Consider the following 13,288-nt stretch of genomic DNA (forward strand, 5'->3'; position numbering starts at 1 on the left):
GCTACATCGCAATCGCAGACGGACCCGCGCCAACCGGAATCACCGTCACGGCTGTATAATCACTTGTGCGGTACACGGTCACAGCATTGTCGTTGGGCTGTGCCGCATAAATATACTGTTTGTCCGGCGTTACGGCGAGGTCAAAAGCGCCGGGGAGAGACACGTTTGCAATGATCCTCTGTCTGGCCGTATTAACTACATATAAGTTATTAATAAGAAACGGTTCACTATATGGCTCTAGAAAATAAGCTCTAGTGCTATCGAGAGAAAATACAATCGTCCTCAGCGTTTCAAATAAACGGCTGAAGTCCCCTCCCCTGCTTAATGGAGACAAACTAATCTCCGTTACACCTTTCGGCCACAGCTCACCATTCAACACGTACGCAAAATTTCCAGCGTAAGGAGTTGCAATTAAACTGGGAAATTCAAATGAATCTATGATACTTTCTACCAACTGCCCAGTATTTGCATCATATTTATCAACCGACCAACTGCTTCCATTAGCGGTATAGACATACTGTCCATTCGGATCAAGAGCAAAGTCTAAAGCGCCGGGTATCGGAATGACATCAATGACCGATTGAGAGGCCGTGTTAATCACATATATAGATCCGGCGGCCATCACGTATGCGAACCCATCTGTTGGATCAAATTCGATCTTTCTCGGCCCTCCTCCAACAGTAATGGTATTTATGATGGTTAATGTTTTATTATCAATCGCTGAGACAAGGTTGGTATTTCCATGGAGGACATACGTGAATGCTTTATCGAAAGTAACGCCTAGATTAGTTGGCACGTCAGAAAAAGGGATTGTTTTTACAACAGTGTTTAAATCTGCATCAATAACCGAAACCGTGCTGTCTCCAGTATTGGCAGTAAACACATACGATTGAGGGTCTGGTGATGGCGGTAAAACAAGTGTCCCGGTCACCGTAAGCGGACTGCCGTAGAAAGGCGGTACAATGAGCAGATCTTCCACTGTCATTTGACTAAAATCAGGACAGCGGTCAGACTGTGCTGCATAATAAACAACTTGATCAATCTCTTCAGTATGAATCACAGAAACCGCCCCATTGCCTTGTCCATATTGATTTCGTACAGGCGACACACTGACAAGAAGCGTAATGGTCCCTTGTACTCTCACAGCATATCGAACACCGATATCTTCTGGTTCCGGCCCAGTCTGGATTAAGCAAGGCTCACTGATACAGGACACATTGTCTGTACTCCATGTAACAGCCGCTGACGCTTCGGCCGAATCAACCTTGAAGCCCTCAGGGATATCTATCGGCACTTGAAACGGCGCTTCTCGGCTAATTTCCTCATCACAAAAACAGAAACAATTTTCCTGTAAAGCAGAAAGATCATTCTTTTTCATGATTTCACGTCCTTTTAGAAATGCACAACATGCAGCGGTTAAATCGTAATGGCACCCGGTGAAACCCCAAGAGATATCACAGTTTCCTCAGAATAATCATCTGTGTTGTAAACAATGATGCTCTGCTCTATAAAACGAGTTGCATACAGAAAATCGCCATTCGGGGTAAACGCATAGTCTGTTGCTGATTGCGGAAGATTTCCAATTACACCTGCTCCATTCGGACTGACAGAATATAAATTGCCAGTGAAGCTGTCATGTAAATACACCTCTGATCCACTCGTAAACATTACATATAGCCCGTCAGGCTCCAGCTCTTGGGTATCCCTGATCGTAAACGTATTTAAATCAATAACCGTCAAATAATTGAATAAGAATTCTTGTTCTAATACATACGCATACCGCTCCGTAGAATCTGTTTCTATGGATGATACGATAAGCTCTCGTTCAATCGTTCCTAAGACTTCACCGGTAGATAAGTCCACTTTTTGCACTAACCCAAAATTAAGAACATAGGCGAACAACCCATTGGGGTCAATTGCAATATCAAAACCTTCTACAGGAATAGACCTCTCAACAGTCAACGTATCAATTCCAATCACATAAATGGCAGTACCGGTGAAAACATAAGCAAACTCATGATTAGGGATAAATCTAATCAATCGAGGCGGCTGATCCAGCAATATAGTTGCTGTCACTGTTAATGTGTCATAATCGATGACAGAAATCACATTATTGTTGGGATGTAAGACAAACACAGCGCTTTTATCTGGCGTAATTTCAATACCTGCCGGATTGTACGGAAGAGCAATCGTTGTCACAACAGTATGGGTGTTTGTATCAATCACAGAAACTGATTGATCATTTGGATTCGCTGTAAACGCGTAGACGGGTTCCGGCTCCGGTACAAGCACAATTGTCCCCGTCACCGATAAAGGACTGCCGTAAAACGGCGGAACAACAACAAGGTTCTCAATCGTGATGTCACTGATATCCGGGCAATCATCCGATTCATCGGAATAATAGACGACTTGATCGATTTCTGCATTGTGAATGACGGAAACAGCCCCGTCCCCTTGTCCATATTGATTTCGGACAGGTGAGACACTGACGAGTAGCGTAACGGTTCCCTGCAGGCGCACTGCAAATTGAACACCGACCTCATCAGGCTCAGGCCCCGTTTGAATTAAGCAACGGTCACTGACACAAGAAAGGCTGTCTGCATTCCACGTCACGTTTGCAACAGCTTCAGCCGGATCAACGACAAACCCTTCAGGTAATTCAATCGGTGCTTGAAACATGGCTTCTCGGCTTGCTTCTCCCTCACAAAAACATAAGCACTCTTCTTGTTCTGCTCCTGCTTTTTCTTTAAAGGAAAGCTTGTTTTTTCTCATTCCTTCACTTCCTTTTCAGACATACACTGCTCACGCAGATATAACAGAATATGGAAGGGTAACGTGTTTGCTTGTACAAATTGCTGAGGGTAAACGCTTCTTTTTGAAAATATATCTCCAAACATGCGGTGTAACGAAAGAAAAAATTGCGGTTTTTTTGCGCTTCTCACAAGAATGTTGATGATAAAATATGACATATATAGAATTATGAAGGGAGGGATTTGCAAACGTGACAGGTGTCATATCTTCTTCTTCCATCGGAGAAAAGATTAACGAATGGTATATGTACATACGCCGATTCAGCATACCCGATGCAGAATATTTGCGACGAGAAATCAAGCAAGAGCTGGATCAAATGGAAGAAGATCAAGACCTTCATTTGTACTATTCACTGATGGAGTTTCGGCACAACCTAATGCTTGAGTACCTTGAACCGTTAGAAAAAATGAGGATTGAGGAACAGCCGAGACTGTCTGATCTGCTGCTTGAGATTGATAAAAAACAGGCTCGTTTAACTGGTCTGCTTGAGTACTATTTTAACTTCTTCAGAGGCATGTACGAGCTGGACCAGCGGGAATATCTGTCGGCTATTAAATTTTTCAAAAAGGCCGAAAGCAAGCTGATATTCGTTAAGGATCGGATAGAGAAAGCTGAGTTTTTCTTTAAGATGTCTGAATCTTATTACTATATGAAACAAACGTATTTTTCAATGGACTATGCACGGCAAGCATATGAAATATACAAAGAACATGAAGCTTATAATATAAGATTGCTGCAGTGTCATTCTTTATTTGCCACCAATTTTTTAGATTTAAAACAGTATGAGGATGCCATCTCACATTTTCAAAAAGCTTATTCTATGGCAGAAGCTGAAAAGCAGCCCCAATTAATGGGGAGAACTTTGTACAATATCGGGCTTTGTAAAAACAGCCAAAGCCAATATGAGGATGCCATACCTTATTTCAAAAGAGCAATAGCTGTTTTTGAAGAATCAAATATTCTTCCTTCCTTACCTCAAGCGTATTTTTTAATTACACAGATCCATTATAAATTAGGAAAAATAGATAAAGCTCATGAATATCATAGTAAGGGAATGGCTTATTCACAAAAGGCCGGAGATGTAATATATTTATCAGAGTTTGAATTTTTGAAATCTTTATACTTATCAGGCCCGGATGAAGAAGCAATTCAAGGATTTTTTGATTTTCTCGAAAGTAAAATGTTGTATGCTGATCTTGAAGATTTCGCTATTGATGTGGCAAAATATTATCATGAACGTAAAAATTTTCAAAAAGCTTCTGCTTATTTTTTGAAGGTGGAACAAGTAAGGCAACTTATTCAAGGAGGAGTGAGTTTGTATGAAATTGAAGTCTAAACTATTACTCTCTTGTCTGGCTCTAAGCACTGTGTTCGTGGCAACAACTATTGCAAATGCACCTACACACCAAATTGAAGTTGCACAACGAGGAATGATTTAACCGCCGTCCATCGGCGGTTTTTTTGTCCCCTCTTTACCCAATCTCCCAATTCATGCTATAATTTTTTTCAATAATCTTGAAGAGAGTGGAAATGCAGCATGTCTCTGTAAAGTGTGAGAACCCACTTTACACAGTGGAATCGAGAAAATGATGTGACGGAGTTCGAAACGTCGAGCGCGACAGTGTTGAACAGACAGCTGAGACGATCGGCGTAAGCCCGACTAGAATCGCCAAGACCCTGTCCTTCAGAGGGGAAGGAGATCAGGCGATTCTGATTGTGGCAGCCGGCGATGCCAAGATTAATAACAAAAAGTTCAGGCAAACATTTGGCTTTAAAGCAAGAATGCTCTCTCCTAATGAGGTACTGGAGCAGACAGGCCATGAAATTGGAGGAGTTTGCCCATTTGGATCGGCTCATGATCCTGAGGTTTATCTTGATGTATCGCTGAAACGTTTTGAGACTGTTTTCCCCGCATGCGGCAGCAGAAACTCCGCTATCGAGGAGGATTATCCGAATTTTCTTTCTCAAAAGCGTGGATTGATGTTTGTAAAGACTGGGAATAAAAAAACATCCAGACATCGTCTGGATGTTTACTTATTTCACAAAACCAAGCAGCATTTCACGGATGATTTTGCTGGCTGTGTTTGCCGTTTGCTCTGAGTGGTCATACACCGGTGCGACTTCCACTAAATCAGCGCCCTTTACGTTTACCTCTGAACGCGCAATTTCATGGACGGATGCAAGCAGTTCTTTAGACGTGATGCCGCCGGCGTCAACCGTTCCTGTACCCGGTGCGTGTGCAGGGTCTAATACGTCAATGTCAATTGTGACATAAACCGGACGGCCCGCCAGCCTCGGAAGCACCTCTTTCAGCGGTTCAAGCACTTCAAATTTTGAGATGTGCATGCCGTTTTCCTTCGCCCATTCAAACTCTTCTTTCATGCCGGAACGGATTCCGAATGAATACACATTGTGCGGTCCGATCAATTCTGCCGCCTTACGGATCGGCGTGGAGTGAGAAAGCGGTTCTCCCTCATAATCAACACGAAGATCTGTATGTGCGTCAAAATGGATGATCGCAAGGTCTGGGTATTTCTTGTACATCGCTTTAATGACAGGCCATGACACGAGGTGCTCCCCGCCCATACCCATTGGGAACTTCCCTTTTTCTAAAATGCTGTCCACGTACTCCTCAATCATATCCAGGCTTCGCTGCGGATTTCCGAACGGCAGCGGAATGTCGCCGGCGTCAAAGAAGTTCAAGTCAGCCAGATCGCGGTCTAAATATGGGCTGTATTCCTCAAGGCCGATTGACACCTCACGGATTCTGCTTGGACCAAAGCGTGAGCCCGGGCGATAGCTGACTGTCCAGTCCATCGGCATGCCGTAAAGAATGGCGTCCGCCTCTTCCCACTCGGGACGGCTCGCGATAAATACTTTTCCTGAATAAGCTTCATCAAATCTCATCTATAATACCCTCGCTTTCCTGTAAAAAAGCGCAAGATTCGCTCCTGCGCCATACCTTCATTATTTAATCAGGTCACTCACAAATTTCGGCAGAACAAACGCCGCTTTATGAATATCTTTTGTGTAATATTTCGTCTCAATATCGAAGAAACGGCTGTCTTCCACTGCAAGCGGATCATATTTTTTCGAGCCAATTGTAAATGTCCACAAACCGCTTGGATATGTCGGAATGTTCGCCGTATACAGCTTCGTAATCGGGAAGATTTCCTTCACGTCGCGCTGTACATTTGTGATTAATTCCGGTGTAAACCATGGGTTGTCCGTCTGCGCAACAAAAATACCGTCTTCTTTCAGCGCTTTTGCGATTCCTGCGTAGAATCCTTTTGTAAACAGGTTTACAGCCGGTCCGACTGGTTCAGTTGAATCTACCATGATGACGTCGTATTGATTTTCAGATTTTGCAATGTGCATAAATCCGTCATCTACTTGCACGTCAACGCGCGGATCATCCAGTTTGCCTGCGATAGAAGGAAGGAACTTTTTAGAGTATTCGATAACCTTGCCGTCAATATCTACAAGTGTCGCTTTTTTCACGCTTGGGTGCTTCAGGATTTCTCTGATAACGCCGCCGTCACCGCCGCCGACTACAAGAACGTGCTCCGGATTTGGGTGCGTAAATAATGGCACATGCGCCACCATTTCGTGATAAACGAATTCGTCTTTTTCAGATGTCATCACCATGCCGTCCAAAAACAGCATGTTGCCGAACTCTTCTGTTTCCACCATTTCTAAATGCTGAAACTCCGTTTGTTCTGTATGTAACGTTTTGTTAACCTTCATCGTAATGCCAAAGTTTTTCGTCTGCTTCTCTGTATACCAAAGTTCACTCAATTGTCATCTCCCTTTCGAGGCTGTATTCATTTATTGTAAGCGTCTAATCAGCTTTTATTCTCGGTTGAAATCTCATTTTCACCTAAGGAAAAAGTATAGAGGATGGCGGGGAAAAAGTAAAGATGCGTCCTGTTCTGCGATGTTTAAAAACGATCTTTTTTTCTCATAATAGTAGAAACATAAAAAAAGGGGGAACCCGTTGTGGATGCAATGACAAATAAACGGCTGAGACTGACGCTGAAAACCGTTCGCGCCTTTATCTTTTTAGGGGCTTTTGCGGCCTTGGCGGCAGCTGCCGTGTTTATGACTGTCATTTTGATAGCCAAATACCAGGGCGCTCCCTCGGTGCAAGTGCCGCAATCCACGATTTTGTATGCGAGTGACGGCTCAAAGCTCGGGGAAACGAACTACGGCGAAAAGCGCTATTGGGTCCCCTTAAAGGACATGAATCCGACGATCGTAAAAGCGACAGTGGCAATTGAAGACCAGAATTTCTACGATCATCACGGCTTTGATTATAAACGCATGGCCGGCGCGGCGCTTGCTGACCTGAAAGCATTTGCCAAGGTTCAGGGTGCAAGCACCATCACCCAGCAATATGCCAGAAATTTATACCTTGAACACGACAAAACGTGGAAACGGAAATGGAATGAGGCGTTCTACACGATCCGTCTGGAACAAAACTATTCTAAGGACGAGATATTAGAAGGCTATTTAAATACGATTTACTACGGCCACGGCGCCTACGGCATTGAAGCAGCTTCCCGCCTGTATTTCGGCAAGCATGCCAAAAACCTGACGGATGCGGAGGCGGCGCTTTTGGCAGGAATCCCGAAAGGCCCTTCCGGCTATTCACCGTATGTCAATGAGACGAAGGCCAAGGAACGCCAGAAAACGATTGTGCGGATGATGGAAAAGCAGCAGATGATCAGCCAAAAGAAAGCGGATGAATTGATCAAGGAACCTCTTTCCTATCAGCCTTTGAATAAACAAGTTTCCAAGAGAAAGGCTCCTTATTTCTACGACAATGCGATGAGAGAGCTGGAAAAAAAGCTCGGCATGACACGGGAGCAAATTGAAACGAGCGGGTTAAACGTCTATACAACGGTAGATAAACGGATGCAGCGCATCGCCGAGGAGACCATTACCGAAACGGTTAACGCGGGCTCTGACATTCAAGTCGGGTTTTCAGCCATTGATCCCCGCACCGGAAACGTTCTCGCCCTTGTCGGCGGCAGGGATTATCAAAAAAGCCCGTTTGACCGGACGACACAGGCGAAGCGCCAGCCTGCTTCGACGATCAAGCCGTTGCTGTACTATAAAGCGATTCAGAGCGGATTTACGCCAGTCACTTTGATGAAAAGCGAAGAAACCGAGTTTCAAATTGATGCAAAGGGAGAAACCTATTCTCCAAGCAACTATAACGGATACTATGCCAACAAGCCGATTACGCTTCTGCAGGCGCTGGCGCTTTCCGACAATATTTACGCTGTGAAAACGCATCTTTTTCTCGGCACGAACAAACTTGTAAAGACGGCAAAGGAATTCGGCATTACCGCCCATCTTCAAGCACTGCCGTCCCTGGCACTCGGCACCGAACCCGTACGTCCGATTGAGATGGTCAACGCCTATGCCATGCTCGCAAATGGCGGAAAGAAAATCGAACCGACTTTTATTTCAAGAGTAACGGACGCAGCCGGCCACGTGCTGTACGAAAACCCGAATCAGCATAAACAGGTGCTTGATGAAAAAGCCGCTTTTGTCACAGCGAGTATGATGACAGGCATGTTTGATATCGATTTAAATGGATATACGTCGGTTACGGGGCGAACGATAGCCAACCGCCTGACAAGAACGTATGCCGGAAAATCAGGAACCACCAGCGCAGACAGCTGGATGATCGGCTTCAATCCGAAGCTGGCCGCCGGTGTTTGGACCGGCTATGACAAAAACAGCACCATCGACTCGGTCGAAGAAAAAAGCTATGCTAAAACCATTTGGGCGGACTTCATGGAGGACGCGCTCAAAGGCGAACCGGAAACCGCGTTCAAGCCGCCAAAAGGCGTAACCGGTGTGTACATTGATCCGGAAACAGGCTACTCATCAGGTCCCGGCTGCGCCGCTAAGCATTACACATATTTTGTGAAAGGGACAGAACCCGCAAACGTGTGCTACGGGGCAGAACCCGCAAAACAAACAAAAGACCGGCTTCCATCCAAAGAAAAGCCCGCTTCCGAGAAAAAGTGGTGGGACAAATGGCTGGGGCGACATCATTGAAAATAACCCGGCTCCTCGGAGGCCGGGTTATTCGTATGGTTCCTTCATAATCGATGGAAGAATGTTAGACAATCGAGCTGAACAATCAGTTTTGGGATAAAGTGGTGAATTTCTCATTTCTTCGGCGCTGGCTTTCATCTCCCAGTCGCCGACTCATATCCCCCTAAAAATGAAAAACCCCGAGTCTTGTTTCGGCTCGGGATTTTCCATGTCCTATTTCTGTATCACCAGTTTACTCAATGTTTACGAAAAATATCTCAAATACTTTAAAAGTTCACAGAAAATTCATAAATTAATTATTTTCTGGAAGCAGGCTCGTTTTTAACTCATCTGAGGAACGGTCCCATAGGCCCTGATCATGCTTTTTCAGAAATTCGCCTAGTACACGCTTCGAGCTGTCGTCCATTTTATCAACGATGATTTTCCGTTTCATGGATTTATCCATCAGATTCACATGCTCAGGCAGTGACTTGTAGCCTCTTCTGATGCTTCTGTCGACCGTCATTTCACAGGCTGTCACACCAGCGTAATAAGGCCCCTCTTCTCTTCTGTCAATCGTCACCCACACAAGCCAGTATGGTTTTCCGTTCGGAACTTCTTCTTTATTCGGGAGAAATTTAATTCCTTTTTCAACGGTGCTGCGGGCATGCATGGCACCGATGTCTACGAACGCTTCTTTTTCCTCTACATCGACGAATACTGGAGAAATGTTATCAAGGCTGAGTGCCCCTACGCCAAAACCGCCGTGTCCGTCTGTCGGATCACTTTTGATAATATTAAACCCGATTGATTTTTTCTTTTTTTCTTCCATGAAGTTCTACCTCCTACAAAAGCGGTTGAAATATCGCTGAAAACAGCTTTAAAATCGAATCTCTTCCTGCATTGAGCATCGGCCACAGCACGTAAGATCCTAGCGGTGTCACAAACAGCACCAAAAATACGATAAAGCCGTAGCTCTCCGCCTGCGTCATTTTGGCACGCACGCCCGGCGGAACGAGATCTTCTATAATTCGATAGCCATCGAGCGGAGGAAGCGGCAGCAGATTAAATAAAAACAAGACAAGATTCAGCTGTATCCAAATAGAAAAAAACTGATCCAGCCCCGTGCTGAACGCCGCAAGCATTTCCATTCCGTACGCATGCATCAACACTAACAAAAAGAAACCAATAAACGCAAGAATCAGGTTACTGACGGGCCCGGCTATAGATACGAGCACACCGGCAAGCCGAGGCTTCTTAAAGAGGCGTCGATTCACGGGAATGGGGCGCGCCCACCCGAAGCCGGCCACCAAAATCAAAATGGTTCCGAACGGATCAAGGTGTTTAATGGGATTCAGCGTCAGTCTTCCTTGTTTTTTCGCCGTATCGTCACCGAATTTGTATGCGACATAAGCGTGGGCAAGCTCGTGCATCGTAAACGACACAATTAGCGTGATGACGAGATATGGCATTAAAGATAACGGATAATATAAAAAACGGTCCAAGTGAGATATCCCTCTTTCTCAAAATGCAAGAATTTACTTTATTCAGTATACTATAAGAAGCCTCTTTTTCTAAAGAGAGGAAACGAGATAAAGGAGGATTCAGCACCCATGCCATACGTAACTGTCAAAATGCTCGAAGGCCGTACAGACGAGCAAAAACGCAATCTTGTCGAGAAAGTAACAGAAGCCGTAAAGGAAACAACCGGTGCTTCTGAAGAAAAAATTGTTGTCTTTATAGAAGAAATGAGAAAAGACCATTATGCCGTCGCAGGCAAACGCCTGAGCGATATGGAATAATCTCTATAAAGCCGGCGCTTCGCGCACCGGCTTTTATTATCCCTATTGAGCCAGCTTCGCAATAATCGCCAAGAACGTCTCTTTCTCTTCGGCTGTTAAACGTTCAAACATGCCGTCAATCAGCTGCTGGCGGTTTTCGATCATTTGTTCAGCCGCTCCCCGGCCCGATTCAGAAAGCGTAATCCATACAGTGCGGCGGTCATTATTATTTCTGGATCTCTCAATAAACCCTTCCTGCTCTAAATGATTCAGAGCTGTGGTCGTGGCAGAGGGAGACAGTGTGACCTCCTTCAAAATATCCTTTATGGTGCAGCTCCCATGTCTGTATATGATCCGCAGAATAAATCCTCTTACATTATTCACGTGTTTCGGAACGGTGGCTTCATCTAATTGCTTCGTGCTTTTCAAATATTTTGTAAGTGCGTGATCCAGCAAATTTGCTTCCAGTTTGTCATGGTCCATGTCAATTTCCCCATTTCGAGATGCATTCATAACATACGAACGATATGATTTACTTATTATTTTACTGATTCCGAATAGGGAAAGTCAAAAAAGCAAAATGTGAATTCACAGCTTTTATCCTACATGCCTCGATTTTCCACCTGTTTCACAAGCTTATCTTTGAATGTCTGAAAAGAAACGTGTTCATTCTGCTGATGTCCGAATCGGCGGACGTTTACCGCATTCTCCTGCTCCTCATGATCTCCAAGCACCAGCACGTACGGAATTTTTTGCACCTGCGATTCTCTGATTTTATAGCCCAGCTTCTCATTGCGCTCATCAATGCCGGCTCTTATCCCCGCCTGCTTCAGCTCCGCCTGCACTTTTCTGCAATAGTCTAAGTGAACGTGCGAAACCGGTATAATTTGAACCTGGAGCGGTGCGAGCCAGACTGGAAAAGCCCCGCCGTAATGCTCGATCAAAATGCCGAAGAAACGGTCGATTGAGCCGAAAACCGCTCTGTGGATGACAACGGGACGAACCTTTTCATTGTGTTCGTTGATATATGTTAAATCAAATTTTTCCGGCATTTGAAAATCAAGCTGAATTGTCGCGCATTGGTGGCTCCGTTTCAGGGCATCTTTTATGTGGAAATCAATTTTCGGCCCGTAAAACGCCCCATCGCCTTCATTGATCTCATAAGAGAGGCCAAGCTCCTCAAGGACGCGTGCTAAGGCACGTTCCGACGCTTCCCAAAGGCTGTCATCGCCTAATGAATCCTCCGGGCGAGTCGAAAGCTCAACTGAATACTCGAAACCAAATGTCCGATATACCTCATCAATCAGCCGAATCGCTTCTTTGATCTCACTCTCAATCTGATCCTCCCGAACGAAAATATGGGCGTCATCCTGACAGAACGTCCGAACGCGAAGCATTCCGTTTAAAGCGCCGCTGTATTCATGGCGGTGCACCTGTCCGAATTCCGCCATGCGAATCGGCAGATCCCGATAAGAATACAGGCTGTTTTTAAAGATGAGCATGTGGCCGGGGCAATTCATCGGCTTCATTGCGAATCTTGTATCATCCACTTCTGAAAAGTACATATTGTCGCGATAATGGTCCCAATGGCCTGACTGCTCCCATAACCGCTGATTCATCATAAACGGCGTACGCACCTCATCGTAGCCGGCATTTGTTTGCAGCTCACGCGAGAAGCGCTCCAGCTCATTGCGGACAATCTGCCCTTTCGGCAAATAAAACGGCATCCCCGGCGCTTCTTCAGAAAACATAAACAGCCCTAACTGTTTGCCGAGCTTGCGATGGTCTCGTTTTGCCGCTTCTTCCAGCATATGCAGGTGCGCATCCAAATCTTTTTTCTTTTGAAACGCAACCCCGTACACCCGCTGCAGGACTTCATTTTTGCTGTCTCCGCGCCAATAAGCGCCTGATACTCTTGTCAGTTTGAACGCCTTGATCATCCCTGTAGAAGGAAGATGCGGCCCGCGGCACAGGTCAACGAATTCCCCTTGCTGGTACAGTGTGATATCCTCCCCGCGCGGAATATTCTTTAAAATCTCAAGCTTAAGCCGCTCGCCTTTTTGTGCAAACAGCTCTTCAGCCTCTTCGTAAGAAACCTCTATACGTTTGATTTCAAGGTTCTCATTTATTATGTTTTTCATTTCTTTTTCGATGGCCTCTAAGTCTCCTGATGCCAAGCTTTTCCCCAGCTTCATGTCATAGTAGAAGCCGTCTTCAATCACAGGCCCTACCCCCAATGACACTTCGCCGTACAGCCGTTTTACTGCTTGGGCCAGCACATGCGCTGATGTGTGGCGAAGCACCTGCAAGCCTTCTTGTGAATCGAGTGTAACAATCGAAAGCTCAGCATCCTCCTCCAGCTTGAAACTGAGATCAACAAGCTTGCCATTGACCTGACCTGCAGCCGCCTTCTTTTGCAGACTGGAACTGATAGAACCAGCCGCTTCTTTGATTGTGATGCCTTTCGGATATTCCTTGATCTGTCCGTCCGGAAGCTGAATGTGTACATGTTTACTCATTTTAAAACACTCCTTATTCATTGTTGTATATAAAAAAACACACCCGTCCCGCAGATAGGGACGAGTGTGTGATTAACCCGTGGTTCCACCCAAGTTCCCGACAAATACGATATTGTCGGCTCG

Annotated in this window: 13 protein-coding genes, 1 pseudogene and 1 other annotated feature (1 of these 15 cut by a window edge); of the genes and pseudogenes, 5 read left to right on the forward strand and 9 right to left on the reverse strand. The window is 45.2% G+C overall.

Annotation, left to right across the window (positions count from 1 at the left end; translation table 11 throughout):
• Window position 1 precedes the first annotated feature (1 nt).
• From MHB62_RS19420 to MHB62_RS19430, 3 genes are read right to left on the reverse strand one after another with little or no spacing between them, the layout of a single operon-like run.
• Window positions 2-1,378, reverse strand: a complete 1,377-nt coding sequence (locus MHB62_RS19420; protein WP_032722701.1) for a YncE family protein — start codon at window positions 1,376-1,378, stop codon at window positions 2-4.
• Between the two features lie 38 nt (window positions 1,379-1,416).
• Complete coding sequence (locus tag MHB62_RS19425) at window positions 1,417-2,772, reverse strand: YncE family protein (RefSeq protein WP_032722703.1); 1,356 nt, start codon at window positions 2,770-2,772, stop codon at window positions 1,417-1,419.
• Complete coding sequence (locus MHB62_RS19430; protein WP_009968328.1) at window positions 2,769-2,999, reverse strand: hypothetical protein; 231 nt, start codon at window positions 2,997-2,999, stop codon at window positions 2,769-2,771. Before MHB62_RS19430 ends, MHB62_RS19425 begins: the two co-directional genes overlap by 4 nt.
• Window positions 3,000-3,001: 2 nt before the next feature.
• Here MHB62_RS19430 and rapF point away from each other — a divergent pair, with 2 nt between their 5' ends.
• The 3 genes and pseudogenes from rapF (at window position 3,002) to MHB62_RS19445 (ending at window position 4,814) form a co-directional block, all read left to right on the forward strand.
• Window positions 3,002-4,147 carry a response regulator aspartate phosphatase RapF gene (gene rapF / locus MHB62_RS19435; RefSeq protein ID WP_003227549.1) on the forward strand — a complete coding sequence of 382 codons (1,146 nt, stop codon included), beginning with the start codon at window positions 3,002-3,004 and terminating at the stop codon, window positions 4,145-4,147.
• Window positions 4,131-4,250, forward strand: a complete 120-nt coding sequence (phrF, locus tag MHB62_RS19440; RefSeq protein ID WP_009968329.1) for a phosphatase RapF inhibitor PhrF — start codon at window positions 4,131-4,133, stop codon at window positions 4,248-4,250. Before rapF ends, phrF begins: the two co-directional genes overlap by 17 nt.
• Before the next feature lie 113 nt (window positions 4,251-4,363).
• Window positions 4,364-4,814: pseudogene (locus MHB62_RS19445) on the forward strand (YbaK/EbsC family protein).
• 31 nt (window positions 4,815-4,845) lie between these two features.
• Here MHB62_RS19445 and speB read toward each other — a convergent pair.
• Window positions 4,846-5,718 (reverse strand): agmatinase, encoded by an 873-nt coding sequence (gene speB, locus MHB62_RS19450; protein ID WP_032722706.1) that lies wholly within the window; start codon window positions 5,716-5,718, stop codon window positions 4,846-4,848.
• Between the two features lie 60 nt (window positions 5,719-5,778).
• Window positions 5,779-6,609: a spermidine synthase gene (gene speE / locus MHB62_RS19455; protein ID WP_003227543.1), complete on the reverse strand. Its 831-nt coding sequence runs from the start codon at window positions 6,607-6,609 to the stop codon at window positions 5,779-5,781.
• Between the two features lie 201 nt (window positions 6,610-6,810).
• Here speE and MHB62_RS19460 point away from each other — a divergent pair, with 201 nt between their 5' ends.
• Complete coding sequence (locus tag MHB62_RS19460; protein ID WP_003227540.1) at window positions 6,811-8,886, forward strand: transglycosylase domain-containing protein; 2,076 nt, start codon at window positions 6,811-6,813, stop codon at window positions 8,884-8,886.
• 292 nt (window positions 8,887-9,178) lie between these two features.
• Here MHB62_RS19460 and MHB62_RS19465 read toward each other — a convergent pair whose 3' ends face one another.
• Both MHB62_RS19465 and MHB62_RS19470 read right to left on the reverse strand, forming a co-directional pair.
• Window positions 9,179-9,697, reverse strand: a complete 519-nt coding sequence (locus tag MHB62_RS19465; RefSeq protein WP_003227538.1) for a YwhD family protein — start codon at window positions 9,695-9,697, stop codon at window positions 9,179-9,181.
• A gap of 13 nt (window positions 9,698-9,710) precedes the next feature.
• A complete protein-coding gene (locus tag MHB62_RS19470; RefSeq protein WP_003227536.1) occupies window positions 9,711-10,370 on the reverse strand; it encodes a site-2 protease family protein in 660 nt (219 codons plus the stop codon).
• 108 nt (window positions 10,371-10,478) lie between these two features.
• On the opposite strand from MHB62_RS19470, the gene MHB62_RS19475 reads away from it, so the two are divergent.
• Complete coding sequence (locus tag MHB62_RS19475; RefSeq protein ID WP_003222038.1) at window positions 10,479-10,667, forward strand: 2-hydroxymuconate tautomerase; 189 nt, start codon at window positions 10,479-10,481, stop codon at window positions 10,665-10,667.
• 42 nt (window positions 10,668-10,709) lie between these two features.
• Here MHB62_RS19475 and MHB62_RS19480 read toward each other — a convergent pair whose 3' ends face one another.
• A complete protein-coding gene (locus MHB62_RS19480) occupies window positions 10,710-11,129 on the reverse strand; it encodes a MarR family transcriptional regulator (protein ID WP_003227535.1) in 420 nt (139 codons plus the stop codon).
• Between the two features lie 119 nt (window positions 11,130-11,248).
• Window positions 11,249-13,165: a threonine--tRNA ligase gene (gene thrS, locus MHB62_RS19485; RefSeq protein ID WP_032676970.1), complete on the reverse strand. Its 1,917-nt coding sequence runs from the start codon at window positions 13,163-13,165 to the stop codon at window positions 11,249-11,251.
• Between the two features lie 53 nt (window positions 13,166-13,218).
• Window positions 13,219-13,288, reverse strand: a binding site (T-box leader); it runs 152 nt beyond the window's last position.

This window comes from Bacillus sp. FSL K6-0255, assembly GCF_045040725.1.
Classification (GTDB): domain Bacteria; phylum Bacillota; class Bacilli; order Bacillales; family Bacillaceae; genus Bacillus; species Bacillus subtilis.

What these genes read in the sequence shown, in the direction of transcription:
- MHB62_RS19420 (WP_032722701.1), bottom strand. Translation starts at nt 1,378, where the DNA reads ATGAAAAAGAATGATCTTTCTGCTTTACAGGAAAATTGTTTCTGTTTT.
- MHB62_RS19425 (WP_032722703.1), bottom strand. Translation starts at nt 2,772, where the DNA reads ATGAGAAAAAACAAGCTTTCCTTTAAAGAAAAAGCAGGAGCAGAACAA.
- phrF (WP_009968329.1), top strand. Translation starts at nt 4,131, where the DNA reads ATGAAATTGAAGTCTAAACTATTACTCTCTTGTCTGGCTCTAAGCACT.
- speB (WP_032722706.1), bottom strand. Translation starts at nt 5,718, where the DNA reads ATGAGATTTGATGAAGCTTATTCAGGAAAAGTATTTATCGCGAGCCGT.
- MHB62_RS19465 (WP_003227538.1), bottom strand. Translation starts at nt 9,697, where the DNA reads ATGGAAGAAAAAAAGAAAAAATCAATCGGGTTTAATATTATCAAAAGT.
- MHB62_RS19475 (WP_003222038.1), top strand. Translation starts at nt 10,479, where the DNA reads ATGCCATACGTAACTGTCAAAATGCTCGAAGGCCGTACAGACGAGCAA.
- MHB62_RS19480 (WP_003227535.1), bottom strand. Translation starts at nt 11,129, where the DNA reads ATGGACCATGACAAACTGGAAGCAAATTTGCTGGATCACGCACTTACA.
- thrS (WP_032676970.1), bottom strand. Translation starts at nt 13,165, where the DNA reads ATGAGTAAACATGTACACATTCAGCTTCCGGACGGACAGATCAAGGAA.